This window comes from Actinocorallia herbida (genome assembly GCF_003751225.1).
In the GTDB taxonomy this organism is placed as follows: Bacteria; Actinomycetota; Actinomycetes; order Streptosporangiales; family Streptosporangiaceae; genus Actinocorallia; species Actinocorallia herbida.
Window position 1 is genome coordinate 4,795,970 of sequence record NZ_RJKE01000001.1, and the last position, 16,581, is coordinate 4,812,550.

Annotated in this window: 14 protein-coding genes; 6 read left to right on the forward strand and 8 right to left on the reverse strand. The window is 72.5% G+C overall.

What is annotated here, in order from left to right; translation table 11 throughout:
• Positions 1-79: 79 nt before the first annotated feature.
• A complete protein-coding gene (locus tag EDD29_RS22060) occupies positions 80-2,479 on the reverse strand; it encodes a PEP/pyruvate-binding domain-containing protein (RefSeq protein ID WP_211359829.1) in 2,400 nt (799 codons plus the stop codon).
• Positions 2,480-2,506: 27 nt separating this feature from the next.
• Between EDD29_RS22060 and EDD29_RS22065 the strand changes: the two genes are divergently transcribed.
• The 4 genes from EDD29_RS22065 to EDD29_RS22080 all read left to right on the forward strand — a co-directional run bounded on the left by EDD29_RS22065 (position 2,507) and on the right by EDD29_RS22080 (position 6,338).
• Positions 2,507-3,097 carry a TetR/AcrR family transcriptional regulator gene (locus tag EDD29_RS22065; protein WP_148086048.1) on the forward strand — a complete coding sequence of 197 codons (591 nt, stop codon included), beginning with the start codon at positions 2,507-2,509 and terminating at the stop codon, positions 3,095-3,097.
• Positions 3,098-3,175: 78 nt separating this feature from the next.
• Entirely contained in the window at positions 3,176-4,783 is a 1,608-nt protein-coding gene (locus tag EDD29_RS22070) for a class I adenylate-forming enzyme family protein (RefSeq protein WP_123666242.1), read from the forward strand.
• Positions 4,776-5,591 (forward strand): crotonase/enoyl-CoA hydratase family protein, encoded by an 816-nt coding sequence (locus tag EDD29_RS22075; protein WP_123666243.1) that lies wholly within the window; start codon positions 4,776-4,778, stop codon positions 5,589-5,591. The genes EDD29_RS22070 and EDD29_RS22075 overlap by 8 nt, the downstream gene beginning before the upstream one ends.
• Before the next feature lie 144 nt (positions 5,592-5,735).
• Positions 5,736-6,338 carry a TetR/AcrR family transcriptional regulator gene (locus EDD29_RS22080; protein WP_170201508.1) on the forward strand — a complete coding sequence of 201 codons (603 nt, stop codon included), beginning with the start codon at positions 5,736-5,738 and terminating at the stop codon, positions 6,336-6,338.
• 21 nt (positions 6,339-6,359) lie between these two features.
• Here EDD29_RS22080 and EDD29_RS22085 read toward each other — a convergent pair whose 3' ends face one another.
• Together EDD29_RS22085 and EDD29_RS22090 are read right to left on the reverse strand one after the other, a co-directional pair.
• Entirely contained in the window at positions 6,360-6,938 is a 579-nt protein-coding gene (locus tag EDD29_RS22085) for a TetR/AcrR family transcriptional regulator (RefSeq protein WP_123666245.1), read from the reverse strand.
• Between the two features lie 4 nt (positions 6,939-6,942).
• The gene (locus EDD29_RS22090; protein WP_211359830.1) at positions 6,943-8,403 is read right to left on the reverse strand and encodes a flavin-containing monooxygenase; all 1,461 of its coding nucleotides are present in this window, start codon (positions 8,401-8,403) and stop codon (positions 6,943-6,945) included.
• A gap of 476 nt (positions 8,404-8,879) precedes the next feature.
• Between EDD29_RS22090 and EDD29_RS22095 the strand changes: the two genes are divergently transcribed.
• Complete coding sequence (locus tag EDD29_RS22095; RefSeq protein ID WP_123666246.1) at positions 8,880-9,905, forward strand: alcohol dehydrogenase catalytic domain-containing protein; 1,026 nt, start codon at positions 8,880-8,882, stop codon at positions 9,903-9,905.
• Between the two features lie 213 nt (positions 9,906-10,118).
• Here the strand turns inward: EDD29_RS22095 and EDD29_RS22100 are convergent, their stop codons facing one another.
• The 4 genes from EDD29_RS22100 to EDD29_RS22115 form a co-directional block, all read right to left on the reverse strand.
• Positions 10,119-10,517, reverse strand: a complete 399-nt coding sequence (locus EDD29_RS22100; RefSeq protein WP_123666247.1) for a VOC family protein — start codon at positions 10,515-10,517, stop codon at positions 10,119-10,121.
• A gap of 25 nt (positions 10,518-10,542) precedes the next feature.
• Positions 10,543-11,025 carry a hypothetical protein gene (locus EDD29_RS47760; RefSeq protein WP_123666248.1) on the reverse strand — a complete coding sequence of 161 codons (483 nt, stop codon included), beginning with the start codon at positions 11,023-11,025 and terminating at the stop codon, positions 10,543-10,545.
• Positions 11,026-11,093: 68 nt separating this feature from the next.
• A complete protein-coding gene (locus tag EDD29_RS22110; protein WP_123666249.1) occupies positions 11,094-12,737 on the reverse strand; it encodes an amidohydrolase in 1,644 nt (547 codons plus the stop codon).
• A gap of 40 nt (positions 12,738-12,777) precedes the next feature.
• The gene (locus tag EDD29_RS22115) at positions 12,778-14,733 is read right to left on the reverse strand and encodes a primary-amine oxidase (protein ID WP_123666250.1); all 1,956 of its coding nucleotides are present in this window, start codon (positions 14,731-14,733) and stop codon (positions 12,778-12,780) included.
• Positions 14,734-15,049: 316 nt separating this feature from the next.
• Between EDD29_RS22115 and EDD29_RS22120 the strand changes: the two genes are divergently transcribed.
• Entirely contained in the window at positions 15,050-15,793 is a 744-nt protein-coding gene (locus EDD29_RS22120) for a VOC family protein (RefSeq protein WP_425454982.1), read from the forward strand.
• A gap of 194 nt (positions 15,794-15,987) precedes the next feature.
• On the opposite strand, the gene EDD29_RS22125 is transcribed toward EDD29_RS22120, so the two are convergent.
• A complete protein-coding gene (locus tag EDD29_RS22125) occupies positions 15,988-16,401 on the reverse strand; it encodes a nuclear transport factor 2 family protein (RefSeq protein WP_123666251.1) in 414 nt (137 codons plus the stop codon).
• Positions 16,402-16,581: the final 180 nt, after the last annotated feature.

Consider the following 16,581-nt stretch of genomic DNA (forward strand, 5'->3'; position numbering starts at 1 on the left):
AGTGCGGCCGGCGTCGCGAACTTCGGGATATCCCGGAAAGAGCGGACCCGACGTTCGGTACGCGGGAGCTTTCGCAGCTTCAGGGGACGGGGGCCAGGAGGGTCACGGTGCCGCGGTCGCCATCGACCCGGACGCGGTCGCCGGTGCGGAGCATGAGGGTGGCGCCCTGGGTGTTGACCACGCAGGGCAGGCCGTACTCGCGGGCGACGACGGCGCCGTGCGAGACCGAGCTGCCGACATCGGTGACGAGCGCGGCGATCAGGGTGAAGTACGGCGTCCAGCCGACGTCCGTGACGGGCGCGACGAGGATCTCGCCGGGGCGGAGGTCACGGGCCTGCGCGATGGTCGTCGCGACCCGGACGACGCCCTCCGCGACGCCCCCGCACGCGGGACGGCCGGTGATCACCCCGTCCGCGCTCGCCTCCGGGGCCTGCGGCCGGGCCGGCACGGGCCTGCCGACGCAGACGTCCGGGAACTCCAGCCGGGCCTGGAACGCCAGCGCCGCCCTGCGTGACTCCGCCTGCTCGACCAGGTCGCCGAGATCGCCGTCGCCGACGAGGGCGGGCAGCTCCGACCGGTCGAGAAAGAACACGAGGTCGGCGTCGGGCAGGCGTCCCGCCGCAGCGAGCTGCTCGCCCAGCAGGCGGTACCCGCGGCCGAGCCGGTGCGCGACGAGCACCATGCGCGACTTGGTCGCCTCTCGGCCACGCGCCCCGGCCCGCGCCAGCCCGGCCATCACCCGCACGGCCCCGGGCACACCCTCCCGCACCGGCTCACGCGCCGGGCGGACGGCGTCACCGGTGTCGCGGCGGGCCCGGAGCATGGCCTGCATGATCGTGCCGAGGCCGTCCGGGTCGTCGCCCCACGACGGGTCGCGCACGCACAGCTCCCGGTAGCCCCGGTGGCCGTGGCGGGCCAGGAACTCCTGGAACGTGCGGCCGATCGGACCGCCGTCCCCGGCCAACCGGGTGACGGCCTCGGCAGGGTCCGCCGTGAGGAACGCCGAGGCTTCCGACGGGTCCGCGGCCAGCCGACCCACGACGTCGTCCAACTGCGCCAGCATGACGGCGCTTTCCACCTCGGTGGCGCCGGCCAGCAGCGCGGAGGCCCTGGACCGGCCGTCGTCCTGGCTTCCGCCGGCCTTGACCGCCTCGCGCACCATCGTCTGCTCCAGCATGTTCGCCGCGACGGCGGACCTCGCGGAGGACCGGACGTGGGTGAGCGTCGCCTCGTTGTAGAGCTCGATCGCCGCGTCCAGTTCGGCGAGCAGGCCGGCCGGCGACCCGGCGGACGGCGTCGCGAAGCGGGCCAGGTCGCGGTCGAGACGGCGGATCGCCCGGCCCGCCGACAGCGCGAAGGCGGTCAGCCGGACGGTGTTGACCAGCCGCCGGGCGAACGGCTTCGGCGGCTTCGGCACCAGCTCCGGCACGACCCGGCCCGCGATCGACAGCGAGTACTGCTCCAGGGAGTTGCCCAGGATCCCCGAGCTCAGGGCCGTCCCCTCGGTCATGTTGAGGAACAGGTGGCCGGAGAAGTAGCCCAGTTGCAGCCAGCGGTCCTCCCGGTAGGCGTCCTGGACCCCTCCCGCGATCTGGACCAGCTGCATCGCGTACTCGATCGCCTGCCCGCTGACGGACGCGGTGAGCGGGCAGAACGCGCCGGGCATCATCTCGCCGATGTTGCACCGGGTGTAGACGTGGTCCTCGCCCGCCACCAGGCTGTCCATCGCGTTCAGGTCGCCGGGGAGCGCGGTGATCGGCCGCGCCTGGAGCCAGCGGATCTCGCCCGTCCGGTCGATCGCCCATTCGAGGTCGAGGGGCCTGCCCCAGCGGGCCTCCGCCGCGCGGGCGCCCGCCACGACGGCCGCCACCTCGGCGTCGGTGAGCGCCGGGCTCTGCGCCGTCTGCCGGTCGACGATCCGGCCGGCGCGGTCCACCTCGTAGTGGTCGGAGCTCGCGGAACCGTCGACCAGCGACTCCCCCAGGCCGGGCACCGCGTCGACGACGCAGAGGTCGCGGCGGCCGCTCGCCGGGTCCGCGGTGAACACGACCCCGGCGGCGCGCGCGTCCACCATCTCCTGGACGACGAGGTGCATGGCGCCGGAGACCCCCGCGGCCGACCGGTAGGCGGTCGCGCGTTCGGAGGACGCCGAGGCCACGCAGTGTCCGATCGCGGCGAGGAGCCCGTCGTACCCGGCCACACCCAGGACCGACGCGTACTGGCCGGCGAAGGAGTTCTCGGCGCCGTCCTCGCCCGCCGCCGAGGAGCGCACCGCGACCGTGCGCGCCGAGTCGGCCAGCCGGGCATGTCGGGCCTCCAGCCCGTCCGGGAGCCCGGCCGCGTCGGCGTCCGCGATGACGAACGCCGCGGGCACCGCGAATCCCGCCGCGGCGAGCTCGGCGAGGCCCAGGGCCTTGCCTCCGTACCTTGCGTCGACGATGTCCGACAGCTCCACGAGGCGGCTCCGCTCAGGCTTCACGGCAGTTACGTTACACTTTGCTCGAAAATGAGCAATGCCCAAGGAAGACCGCGGGACGCCCGTATCCACGGCGCGGTCCTGGACGCCACGGCCGAACTGCTGGCGGAGGTCGGTTACGCCGACCTGACCGTGGCCGCCATCGCCGACCGCGCGGGCACGTCCCGGCCCGCGGTCTACCGGCGGTGGCCGAGCAAGGCCCATCTGGTCCACGAGGCGGCCTTCCGCGACACCGCCACCGGCGGCTCCGCCCGGACCGGCTCGTTCGCCGGGGACCTGCGCGAGCTGGTGCGGCGGACCGCGGAGCTCCTGACCACTCCCCTGGCCCGCGCGGCCGTCCCCGGCCTGATCGCCGAGGCCGCGACCGACCCGGACATCCACCTGCGGCTGCTCGAACGGTTCTCCGCCGGGGGATGGCGCGGCCTTGACGCCGACCTCGCCGCGGCCGTCGCGCGCGGCGACCTCGACCCCGGGGTCGACACGCTCGTCCTGCTGGAACTCGTCATCGGCACGGTCCTCGTCGCGACCCTGACCAGGGGCCCCGACGCCCTCGGCCCGGACTGGATCGACCGGACGACCCGCGTGCTCCTCCACGGCGTGCGCCCCGCGCCGGCGCCCTGACGGCGCCCGGAGTATTGATCACACCATGATTACAGTGTTATTTTTCCTGCGCACCCGCCCGGCTCGAGGGGAAATCGCATGGATGAAGCGCAATCGGCCGCCTTGCAGTTCGCGGGCCAGGACATCCCCTGGCTGCTGCGAAGCTGGGCCGAGCGGCAGCCCGACAAGGCACTCCTCATCTGGGAGCCCCGCCACGGGGAAGGCCGGACCTGGACCTATGCCGAGTTCTGGGCCGACGTGCGCGGCCTGGCCGCCGGGCTGGCCGGGCGCGGCGTGGGCAAGGGCGACAAGGTGCTCCTGCACGCCGACAACTGCCCGGAGATGGTGCTGGCCTGGTACGCCTGCGCCACCCTGGGCGCCGTCGCGGTCACCACGAACACCCGCAGCGCCGCGAGCGAGGTCGAGTTCTTCGTGGGCAAGACCGGCTGCGTCGGGGCGATCACCCAGCCCCGGTACGCCGCCGTGGTGCGGGAGGCCGCTCCCGACCTCCCCTGGGTCGCCGTCACGCGGGACAACGGCGGCGAGGAGCCGACGGCGCAGGAGGCGGGCCACGGCCTCGGTTCCTTCGACGCACTCTACGGCGACGCGGACGCGCTCCCCGACCGTGAGCCAGAGCCCCTGGCCCCCGCGGGCATCCTGTTCACCTCCGGCACCACCTCGCGGCCCAAGGCCGTGGTGCACACCCATGCCAACGCGCTGTGGGCCGCCCGGATCGGGCCCGCCAACATCGGGATGACGGGCGACGACACCTACCTGATCTATCTCCCGTTCTTCCACGTCAACTCCCAGAGCTGGGCGCTGTGGACGACCCTGGGCGTCGGCGGAACCGTGGTGCTCCAGCCGAAGTTCTCCTCCTCGCGCTTCTGGGAGGTGGTCACCGGCCACGGGGTCACGCACATCTCGCTGCTCCCGTTCGTCATCAACGCGGTCCTCAGCGGGCCCGTCCCGGAGCACAGGCTGAAGGCCGGTGTGTTCGGGCTGATCGTGCCGGAACTCGAAGCCGTCCTGGGTTTCCGCGTCGTCCCCGCCTACGGCATGACCGAGACGGTGATCCACGCGACGACGGCCGGCCTCGGCCTGCCGCCGATCCCCCGTTCCATGGGCCGGCCCACGCCCGGCTACGAGATGCTCATCGTGGACCGGGAGACGGGCGAGCCCTGCGCCGAGGACCAGGCCGGCGAGCTGTGGGTGCGGGGCACCCGGGGCATCCAGCTCTTCCTGGAGTACCACGACAACCCCGAGGCCATGGCCAAGAGCTTCACCGCCGACGGCTGGTTCAAGACGGGCGACATCGTCCGCTGGTCCGACGGCGGCAGCCTGATGTACTGCGAGCGGGACGCCGACCTGCTGAAGGTCGGCGGCGAGAACGTCTCGGCCCGCGAGGTCGAGGACGTCTGCCGGCAGGTGCCGGGCGTCTCCGACATCGCCGTCGTGGGCCGGTCGCACCCGATGCTCGACGAGGTGCCGGTGGCCTTCGTCGTCCGGGGTCCCGCCGCGCAGGGCGACGACGCCGAGTTCGGGGCGGCCCTCATCGCGCGCTGCGCGGACGCGCTCGCCGACTTCAAGGTGCCCAGGGCCGTGCACGTCGTCGCCGACTTCCCCCGCGCCACCCTGGAGAAGGTCGCCAAGAACAAGCTCCGCGACCTGGCCGACGAACTCGCCAAGGAGACCGACGCAGATGCCTGAACCCACCTCCGCCCCGCTCGTCCTCGTCGAGGCCGACGGCGCCGTGCTGACCGTCACCATCAACCGGCCGGAGAAGCGCAACGCCACCAACGCCGAAGTCCTCTGCCGCCTCTACGACGCCTGGGTCCGGCTCGACCGGGACGACTCGCTGCGGGTCGCCGTCCTCACCGGCAAGGGCGACACCTTCTGCGCCGGCATGGACCTGCGCGAGATCCTCCGCCTCCGCGAGCGCGTGCGGGACAACGAGTGGATCATCCGGTTGCAGGACGAGCCCGGCATCTCCCTGCACGCCTACCTCAAGACCTACCGGCCCACCAAGCCCGTCATCCTGGCCGCCGAGGGCTTCTGCCGCGCCGGGGGCACCGAGATCCTCCAGGGCACCGACATCCGCGTCGCCGGGGAGAGCGCCGTCTTCGGCGTCACCGAGGTGCAGCGCGGGCTGTTCCCGATGGCCGGTTCCGCGGTGCGCCTGCGCCGCCAGATGGGCTACGCCGTGGCCGCCGAGATGCTGCTGGCCGGAGAGGATCTGACGGCCCGCCGCGCCCATGAACTCGGCCTGATCAACCACGTCGTGCCCGACGGCCAGGCCCTCGCCAAGGCCAGGGAGATCGCCGACCGCATCGCGCGCAACGGCCCCCTGGCCGTGCGGGCCGTCCTCGCCACGCTGCGGCAGACCGAGAGCCTGTCCGAGGAGGACGCCTTCGCGATCGAGACGCCCCTGGGCGGCGCCGTCATGCAGTCCAAGGACGCCGCCGAGGGCCCGCGGGCGTTCCTGGAGAAGCGCGAGCCCGTCTTCACCGGCGAGTAGCGCGGCGGCCGCGGCCTCGCCGGTGAACTACCGTGGTCACCGGCGGGGCCGAGCGCGAAAGCGGGCCACCGAAGGGAGACGAGGGAGACCGATGGCGCTGGAACGCGGCGGCGGTGCCGCCCCGCACGGGGAAGGGGACTGACCGTGCCCGGACGGCCCGCGTTCGACCTGGACGCCGCCGAGATCGTCCAGGCCGCGGTGGAGATCCTCGGCGAGCAGGGGCTGGACGCCGTCAGCATGCGGACGGTCGCCGCCCGCCTCGGCGTCTCCCCGGTACCGCTGTACAGCCGGGTCGGCAACAAGGAGTCCCTCCTGGACGCCATGTCGTGCCACCTCCTCGCCGGCGCCGTCCCCGACCAGGACCCCGATGAGCCCTGGCAGGACTACGCCCTCCGGTGGGCGACGGCCCTGCGCGACCGCCTCCTGGCCACCACCGACCTGCTCCGCCTCCTCGGCCACCGCACCTCCCCCTACGTCGAGGTGTCCAGACCGCTCCACGCGGCGCTGCGCGCGGCGGACTTCTCCCCGGACGCCGCCACCCGCGCCTGCCGCCTCGTCGTATGGACCGCCGTCGCCGGCACCCTGGTCGAACCGGGCCGCTTCGAAGGCAGAGGCGGCACCACCCGCCGCACCACCGGCGACGCCCCCGCGATGTCCGAAGCCGAGTCCGACCATCTCTTCAAGCTCCACCTCCGCTACCTCGTCGAAGGCATCGAACGCGACACCGCCCTCCCCGAAACGCCCTGACCTCCCCACCGGGCGCGGGGTTCAGGACAAGGCGGGGATGAGGTAGGTCTCCAGGTATCGGCGAACGGAGGCGGGGTCGTCGATGTCGACGGCGTCGCCGGGGATGGCGGCCAGGGAGATGACCTGGCGGAGGACGAACTCGGCGGCGGAGCGGAGCTCGAGGTCGGCGCGGACCTCACCGGCGCGGACGGCATCGGCGAGGTGAGCGTGCCAGAACCCGACGGTGCCGGGGATGACGTCGTGGACGTAGGCGCCGACGACCTGGGCGAACTGATCGGGCTCGCGGTCCCGGAGCTCGGTGGCGAGCGGGCCCCACGGGGAGGTGCGGGCGATGGCGACGGCCTCGGCGACCTTGGCGGCCAGACCGCGGCGGCCGCGCACCCGGTCGTCGGCCCGGGTCCAGAACTCCGCGTCGCGGCGGATCAGGGCGGCGGAGACGAGGGCCGCCTTGTCGGGATAGTGCCAGTACAGACCGGAGCGGCCGACGCCGGCGGCGCGGGCCACCCCGGTCATGGTCGTCATCCGGATGCCGTGGGCGCGCAGGCTGGCCTCGGCGGCGTCGAGGATCCGCTCGCGGGCCGGTCGCGGGCCGTCGGTCATGGGATCACCTGATCACGAAGTCCGCGAAGTCCGGTTCCCGGGTCCAGGTCCAGAAGTCGACGAGGCGCCATGGGCTGAGGGAGTGCACCTCGCCGTCGGCGTTCTTGAAGAAATTGTGCTCGACGTGGGGCGAGGACCACACCATCGACCTCAGCTCCGCCTGGCTGCGGCCGTACCAGTCGTCGTACTTGTCGGGCCTGGGCTCCAGCGCGGCATGACCGCCGTCCGCGAGGTGCCGCAGGCACCGGACGATGTAGCGGATCTCGCACTCAGAGTGGAAGATCAGGCTGCCGCTGCTGGCCAGGTTCGTGCCCGGCCCGTACATCATGAAGAAGTTCGGGAACCCGGGCACGGTCATGCCGAGGTAGGCGCGCGGCCTGGTGCCCCACTCCTCGCGCAGGTCCTTCCCGTCGCGGCCGCGGATCCGGAGCGGGAGCAGCATGTCGTTCACCCGGAAACCGGTCGCCCACACGACCACGTCAGCGGGGTGCTTCACGCCGGTCCCGTCGACGACGCCGTCCGGCTCCAGCCGGTCGACCCCGGCCCTGACCAGCGCGACGTTCGGCCGGGTCAGGGCGCGCAGCCAGCTTCCGTTGTCCTGGAGGGTGCGCTTGGCCGTCGGCGGATAGTCGGGAACGACCTTCGCCACGAGTTCCGGATCATGCCCGACCTGGCCGGTGATCCAGTCGGTGAACATCACCCGGGCGAAGTCGTTGGCCTCGCTGACGGACCGGTGCTGCGGCCCCCAGGCGTCGTCGACGCGCGCGGCCGCGAGCCCGGTGTCGCAGCCCGGCCAGAAGATCAGGAACCGGAACCAGCGGCCGTAGAACGGCAGGTGCCGCAGCGCCCACCGGACACCGGGCCCCACTGCCTCGTGATAGTTCGGGTTCGGGAACATCCACTGGGCGGTGCGCTGGATGACCGTCAGGCTGCCGACGGTGTCCGCGATCGCCGGGGCCACCTGGAAGCCCGTCGCGCCGGCGCCGACCATGACGACGTCCTTGCCTGCGAGGTCGACGGCGTGGTCCCAGCGGGCGGTGTGGAACGACGGCCCGGCGAACTCCCCGGGGACCTCCGGCACGAACGGGCGGTTGAGCTGCCCGACCGCGCTGATGACGGCCCGGGCGGTGAGGAACTCGCCGGAGTCGAGCTCGACGGACCAGGTTCCGGCCGCCTCGTCCCAGGTGGCGCCGAGCACCTCGGTCTTCCAGCGGACGTGCCCGCCGATGCCGTGCTCGTCCAGCACGCGCTGGAAGTAGGCCTGGAGCTCGGGCTGCCGGGCGAAGTACTCCGTCCAGTGGTCGCTGGGCTCGGAGCTGTAGCAGTAGAAGTGGTTGCCCACGTCGACGCGGGCGCCCGGGTAGGTGTTCTCCCACCAGGTGCCGCCGACGCCCGCGTTCTTCTCCACGACCACGTAGGGGAACCCGGACTCCTGCAACCGGATCGCGGCGAGCAGGCCGGACATGCCGCGGCCGCCGGGGAGACGCCGGCGGCGCGGCGGTCCCGGCCGTCGAGCTCCATCTCCTCCAGCATCATCGGGACGTACTCGGCGGCGACCTCCGCACAGACGATCCAGTCCATCATCCGCTTGAGCAAGTCGGCCGGGATCGGCTCGGGCTCGGGGCAGCCCCGGTCGCGCCAGGCCCGGATCACGTCGAGCGCGAACGCCCGTGCGGCCTCCTTGTCCTCCTCGCTCATGTAGCCCTGCACCTCGTTGAGGAAGAGGCCCTGCGGCCGGAGCGGCCCGTCCAGGAGGCCCGGGTCGCCGCTCATGTGGACGCACGAGAGCAGCAGCGTGGGGATGGAGACGTCCCTGAGGTACGCCGCGACGGTCGCGTCGTCGAACTCGGCGGCTGTGAACGGAGCACCACTGTGAGGATTCCGCATGCGGCCGATACTAGGCACTTGTGCGGAACTGTCCAGGTCCCTACGTTCGAGCGCATGCGCACAGTCGTCGTCACCGAGCCGGGCAAGGTCGAGGTCCACACCGTCGCGGATCCCGTGCTCCCCGGGCCCGCGGGCGCGATCGTCGAGGTGGAGACCTCGGCGATCTGCGGCTCGGACCTGCACTTCTACGACGGTGACCTGCCGCTGTTCCCGGTCGCCGCCGGGCACGAGGCGGTGGGACGCGTCGTCGAGGTCGGCGCCGAGGTCCGCCGGTTCCGGCCGGGGCAGCGCGTGCTGGTCGCCTCCGTCGCCGGGTGCGGCGACTGCGTCGGCTGCGCGGACGGCGACCCCGTCACCTGCGTCGCGGGCGGGAAGGTGTTCGGCGCGGGCGAGCTCGGCGGCGCGCAGAGCGACCTGCTGGCCGTGCCCGCCGCGGACTTCAACCTCCTCGCGGTGCCCGACGGCGTCGACGACGAGGCCGCCCTCCTGCTCACCGACAACCTCGGCACCGGCTGGGTCGCGGCCCAGCGCGCCGGGCTCGCGCCGGGCGGCACCGCCGTCGTCCTGGGGCTGGGCGCGGTCGGCCAGTGCGCGGTCAGGTCGGCGTTCCTCCTGGGCGCGGGCCGGGTCCTGGCCGTCGACCCCGTCCCCGGCCGGCGCGCCCGCGCCGAGGACTCCGGCGCCGTCGGCGTCGCCGCCGAGGACGTCACCGCGGCGATCCTCGACCTCACCGACGGGCGCGGCGCCGACGCCGTCATCGACGCGGTCGCCAAGGACACCAGCCTCGACACCGCCTTCGCGACGGTCCGCGCGGGCGGCACCGTCTCCGTCGTCGGCGTCCACGACCTCGCCCCCTACCCGCTCCCGATCCTCATGGGCGTGTTCCGCAGCGTCACCCTCGCGATGACGACCGCCCCGGTGCACCGGACCTGGACCGACCTGGTCCCCCTCGTCCGGCACGGCCGCCTCGACACCACCGGGATCTTCACCCACGAGTTCCGCCTGGACGACGCCGCCGCCGCGTACGCCGCCGTGGCCGCCCGCACCCCGGACTGCATGAAGGTGAAGCTGCTCCCGTGACCGGCCGGGCCCCCGGCGGAGATGCGCCGCGCTCCGCCGGGGCACGGTCGTGCACCGGAACCCCCGCTACCGGCTGACCGACCCCCTCGTCGTCCCTTCCGATTCCCCGGACCTTCCCCAGGCGGTGCGAACCGGGGAACCCGGGTCCGAAGCTCCCTCTACGGCACCCTCGTCCCGGTCCCGCCCACCGAGCCCTGAGGCCGCCGCCTGGCGTCAGGGCGGGGTGGGGCCGAGGAGGTCCCAGGGGTTGCCCCACGGGTCGGTGAACACCGCGATCCGGCCGTAGGCCTCGTCACGCGGCTCCGCGCGGAAGACCACCCCCGCGCCGGACAGCCGGGCGTGGACCGCCGCGAAGTCGTCGACCCGCAGAAAGAACGTCACGCGTCCAGCCGCCTGGGCCCCGATCGCCGCGACCTGCCGGGGGCCGTCGGCCCGCGCCAGGACGAAGCCGGTGCGGGCCGCGGGCGGACGGACCACCACCCACCGTTTGGGACGGCCGTCGTTGGTCCGGGACGGTACGTCCTCGGCCAGCTCGAACCCCAGCACCTCGGTGAAGAACGCGATGGCCGGGTCGTAGTCGTCGACGATGAGCGTCACCAGATCCAGATGCACCCGGAGCAGGGTAGCGGTTCCACGCTCAGTGGGCGGCGGCCATGAGGGCCATGGAGCCGGCCATACCGGCGGCGCACAGGTGGGTGCCGCGGGGGTGGGGGGTAAGGAGTCCGGCTGTGGCGGTGGCGAGGCGGGTGAGGGTCCAGGTGGTGGCCAGGAGGAGCGCGAGAGGGGCGAGGAGGTCGGTGTGGTGGTGGGTCGCGGCGGTGGTGACGGGGGATCTGTGGGTGCCGAGGGTGGTCAGGGTGAGGAGGACGGCCATGAGGACGAGGTCGGTGGTGTGCCTGCCGTTCAGGGCGCGGCGGCCGGGCGAGCCGCAGGACCAGCCGGCGGCGAGCAGGATCAGGACGCCCGTCCAGGGGAGGAGGGCCGTCGGCGTGCCCAGGTGCGCCGTCGCCATGCCGAGTGCCATGGCGACGTGGGGCCAGCGGTCGCCCTTGGCCGTGGAAGGCAGGAAGGCGGGGGCCAGGGCCAGGAGGCAGCCGATCAGGGAGAGTGCGAAGTGCAAGGTGCGGTCTCTTCTTTCGCGGGCCCGGGGCGTGGCGGCGGCGGGCGCGGTGCGCGCCCGCCGGTCCTTCAGCGCGCGTCGTGCACCGGCCGCCCGTCGACCAGGGTGAGGACCGTCCGGGCGGCCGTCGCGCCCGCGCCGCCGTCCAGGATCGGACGGTCCAGGAGCGCCAGGTCGGCCTTGTGGCCGGGCTTGATCGAGCCCAGTTCGTGCTCGGCGTGGTTGGCGTAGGCGGAGCCCGCCGTGTAGGCGTCGAGGGCGACGCGGAAGTCGATCGCCTGGCGGGCCTCCAACGGCTCGGTGAACACCCCTTCGCCGACGGAGTGCGGGTCCTCCGGGACGCCGAGGCGGGTCGCCGCGGTGTGGATCGCCCAGAGCGGGTTCGGGTCGGTGACCGGCCAGTCGCTGCCCATCGCCAGCCGAGCGCCCGCCCGGTGCAGGGCGCCGAAGGGGAAGTGCATGGGCTCGCGTTCCGGGCCGAGGAGCGGGAGCTTGCGTTCCACGATCTCCTTGTCGCGGCGGGCCCACAGCGCCTGGATGTTGGCGATCACGCCGAGCTCGGCGAACCGGGGCACGTCGGCGGGGTCGACGACGTCGAGATGGGCGATCTGGTGGCGGAGGTCGCCTTCACGGTGCGCGGCTTCGAGGGCGTCCAGGCACTCTCGGACGGCCCGGTCGCCTACGGCGTGCAGGTGGATCTGGAAGCCGCGGCCGTCGAGTTCCCGGCAGATCCCGGCGAGTTCGGCGGGGTCGATGAAGGACAGGCCCGAGGCGGTCCCGTGGTGGCCGCCGCCCGAGTAGGGGGCGAGCATCGCGCCGGTGCAGTTCTCGCAGACGCCGTCCTGCATCACCTTGACGGTCGTCGCGCGGAAGCGTCCGATGGTGCTCGTGGCGCGGCGTTCCTCGATCGAGTCGAGCTGGGCGAGGCCGTCGCCCGCCTCCCACCAGAGCGCGCCGACCACGCGGGCGGTGAGCCGTCCGTCCGCGGCGAGGCGGCGGTAGAGGGGCAGCGGGTCGGGCATGCCGAACAGCGGGCCGAGGCACGCGTCCTGCCAGCCGGTGACGCCGACCGCGTGCAGGTGGCGCTGCGCGGCGAGGAAGGCCCGCTCCAGGAAGGCCTCGGTGAGCGGGGGCAGGAGGTCGCTGACCAGGTCTCCGGCGCGTTCCACCAGGACGCCCGTGGCGACGCCGTCTGCGTCCCGGTTAATCCTGCCGTTGGCGGGATCGGGCGTTCTGTCGTCGATCCCGGCGCGTTCCAGGGCGCGGCTGTTCACCCAGACGCCGTGGCCGTCGTGGCTGAAGAAGACCGCCGGACGGTCGGGGACGATCTCGTCGAGGAAGCGCCGGTCGGGCAGGCCGCCGGGGAAGGTGTCCCCGTACCAGCCGTTGCCGCTGATCCACTCCTGGTCGGGATGAGCCTCGGCGTAGGCGCGGATCGTCTCGCGGTACCGGTCCGGCGAGTGCGGGAGCCGGGCCAGGTCGCAGGTGAGCAGCTGTGCCCCGGCCGCGAGCGGGTGCACGTGGGCGTCGGTGAAGCCGGGCAGGAGGGTCGCCCCGCCCGCGTCGACGACCTCGGTGCGCGGCCCCGCGGGCAGCGGCTCGCGGGACAGGGCGCTGATCCGCCCGTCCGTGACGGCCACCGACGTGATGCCGGGGCCGTCCGTGTGGACCTGCGCGTTGACCACGATCAGGTCGGGGTGTGCGCCGCTCATACCGGTGTCCTCTCCACTTCCAGGATGCGCCTCACGCGATTCACTCGGCGCCCGAGCCGCAGCAGGATCCGCCCGGGGCCGCGTCCGCCGCGTGGGCGGCGCGAGGGGCCGGGGTGTCGAGCGCCGGGTTGGCGTCGAAGAAACCGGTCGGCTTCAGGACGAATCCGGTGTGGTCGACCGGCATGATCGGCCAGTCCTCGGGGCGCGGGAAGTGAGTGAGGCCGAACGTGTGCCAGACGACGATGTCGGCGCCGTCGATGTCCCGGTCGGCCTTGATCCAGGTGTCGATTCCGGTGCGTCCGTCGTTCTGGTTGACGAACTCGCCCGACGGGAACCGCTCGTCCTCGGCGTAGGCGGTGACCCACAGGTGCTTGCGGGTGAACGCCGCGCGCCGGGCGATCGAGGACTCGTCGTCGGCGAGGAGGGTGGGCAGGCCCTCGGGGTGGAGGGTGTAGGAGACGGGCTGCCCCAGGGCGTTCCGCGAGCCGGGGTTGCTGATCCGCCAGACCCGGCCGACCCGGCCGTCGGCGAGGCGGGCGGCCTCGGACTCGGTGCGCAGGCGCGTCGCCTGGCGGGTGAAGCCGTTGCCGTACGGGTTCCGCGGGCCCATCGGGACGCGGCGGACGTCGATCTCGTCGACGGCGTTCGCGACCCCGTCGACCATCATGTCGAGGCGGGCGGAGAACAGGTGCTGGTGGTAGGGGGCGCCGATGCCGGGGGCGATCTCGCCGGCCCACGGGTACTCCGAGCCGTCGGGGAGCGGGCCGGGGTAGGCGGAGGCGAACACGATGCCGGTCGCCTTGCACTCCAGCTCGATCGTGCCGTCGAGGTACAGGTACCAGTAGAAGCCGTAGTCATAGTTGCCGACGGTGATGAAGAACGAGACGACCATGCGGCGCTGACGGCGGGTGGACACGCTGCCGTTGTAGCCGTCGGTGTGCTTCCAGAGGACGCCGGCGTCCTCCTCGTGCATGCAGATCGCGTTCTTGATCGTGCGCGGGTTGCCGTCGTCGTCGTGCAGGACGGCGTCGAGGTAGTGGATCTCGCCCAGGCAGTCGCAGCCGAGGGTGAGGGAGTTGGCCTCCTTGCCGAGCGAGTACTCGCCGGCGTCGAAGTAGTTCTGCCAGAAGCGGATCGGGCCGGGGTCGCCGTAGGGGACGACCATCTCGGCGACGGACGCCCGGTAGACGATCGGGCGGATCCCCTCGCCGTCCTGGAAGCCGATCTCGTGCAGGGTGAGGCCTTCGACGGGGTTGAACCCGACGCGGAAACGCCACTTCTCCCAGGTGACCACATCGCCGTCGACGGTGAAGCTGGGCCCTTCGGGCTGGGTGATCACGATCGGCTTCTGGGTCGTCCTCGGCGGGCGGGCCGGGTCGTCGAGGTGGTAGTCGTGGGAGGTCTCCGGGATCGGGACGGGGCCCTCGTCGATGAGGTCGTGGACCCGTCCGGCGATCAGGTCGACGTAGGCCACGACGCCGTCGATCGGGTGCGCCCAGATGTTGTCCTCGGGGCCCTTCTGGAGGAAGGCGAGGCAGCGGACGAGGCGCAGCCCCTCCTCACCCGGGATGTCGAAGCAGCCGGCGCTCAGCGCCGACACCCGGACGCGCTCGGGGTCCTCGATGCCGCGCCGCGCCATGGCCGCAGCCCAGGCCGGGTCCTTCCACAGGATCTCCTCGACCAGCGCGAACTCCTCGAGGAGGATCGGCGGCTGCCCCTCCTCGACGACGTCCACGACCCGCTGTGCGACCACCTCGCCGCCGGTGATCGACACCACGGTCTCCCGCACCGCGCCGCTCGCGCGATCGAGCAGAAGCGACCGCACCCGCCGTTCGACGGGATCACCGGCCCGCCACGCCAGCACATCGTCCTTCGCGGGCTCGTGCAGCGCCACCAGCGCGAACCGCGTGTGCGCCGTCACGAGGCCGGCGTCATCGATCAACTCCCGGTTACGGGCGATCTCCTCGCGGCTGAGGCGGTCGAGCGGGTGGTTCATCGGGCCCTCCGGCGAAGCGTGGTCGGTCTGAAGGCCCCCGCCACGGACGTCCGCGCGGCCCGGGAGCCGACCCCGACCAAAGTAGTTCTTTGATGTACAACTCAAAGAATGCCGACCCAGGACGAACAACGCAAGCCCTGGTAACAGAGCTTTAACATGCGCCCGTGCCCGGTTCACTGACGATCATCATTAAGAATCCGGCGACGAGGGCCTCCACCGGCGTCCACCCCTGCCACCCCCTGAGGGCCGGCACCTTTGGAACGATCCATATGCGGGCTTCGCCGGAGGGTGCGATATTCGCCGGGATGACCGGGAGGTGGACGGCTTGAGTGAGCCGGAAGTTCGGCCGAACGAGACGACGGTGCCGTTGATGCCGTGCGCGTCGGTGGAGGAGACCGTGGGGTTCTACGAGGCGCTGGGGTTCGAGACGACCTACAAGCAGAACAGGCCCTACGTGTATCTGGTGGTGCGGTGGAGCGGGTTCCAGCTGCACTTCGGCCCGGCACCGGAGGGCCTGGATCCCTCCCGGGGGACGTCCGGGGGCTGCCTGGTCCTGGTCGACGCCGTGGCGCCCTACCATGCGGCGTTCGTCGCGGCGATGCGCCGGACGTACGGGAAGGTGCTGGGTTCCGGGCTTCCGCGGATCACCCGCCACCGGCCCGGCGCGTCCCGGTTCACGCTCTACGATCCGTCCGGGAACTCGATCATCTTCATCCAGCGCGACGAGCCCGCCGAGGTCGAGTACGGCGGCTCGAAGAAGCTGACGGGCCTGGCCAAGGCGCTCGACAACGCCAGGATCCTGCGCGAGTTCAAGAACGACGACCTCCAGGCGTTCCGCGCCCTCAAGTCCGCGATCCGCAGGCACGGCGCGGACGCCCCGGCGGCCGAACGGGCCATCGTGCTGTGCCACCTCATCGACCTGGCCACGATCCTCGGCGAGGCCACCGACCCCTGGCTCACCGACCTGCACGCCTTGTACCTCGGCCCCGACGACAGGCACCGCGTCGAATCGGAACTCGGTCACCTCGCCGGACTCCCCCAATGGCTGCCTCCGGCCTGACGAACATCCCACCTCGAAGCCTGGCCGGACCCGGCCGACCCGGACAGCGCACGGACCTACGCCTCGATCGGATACCGCCGCGCGGGCGAGAAGGCCGACATCTCGCTCACGCCAGCGCGGTGACGAGCCGATCCGCCTCGCCTTGCGCCCTTCCCGAAGAGGGCGCAAGGCGACCCGATACTCCGGCGACCGGCTCAGTCCCCGCTCGTCCAGACGGGCGCGATCCGCACGTCGCCGAACCGCCAGCCCGCCGGCGTCCGCACCGCGGTGGTGATGACGCGCAGACCGCCGGTGAAGTGGGGGGCCTGGCCCTCGCGGTAGTAGCGCACGATCGAGTTCGCCGAGGCGGCCGCCCGGTCTCCCTCGACGTCCACCAGCAGATCGGTGGTCGTGTGCTGGGTGTACCGCCCCTCGACATCACTCCGCCGCATGAACCCGACGACCTTGTCGAGACCGCGGAGTTCGCCCCCGCGCGGCGAGTGCACCGCCACATCCTCGGCGAACACGGTCCCCGCGTCCTCCCACCGCCCCTCATCGAGCAGGAGCGCGAAGCGGGTGAACAGGTCGGCGATCTCGATGCGGTCGGCGATCAGAGCATCCGTGAGCACGGCGTCCCCTTTTGTTAGTGTGACTAACGTTTCCACAGTCGACTGTACATGGATTCGTTGGCCGTGCCAACGGTATGTGGAGATCGCCATGAACAGGCCTTCGCGCGCCTGCGGCATCGCTTGGAAGGCGGGCGGAGTGCGGGTTCGGCGCAGCGGGTCGAAGGATGGGGTGGTCTCGTA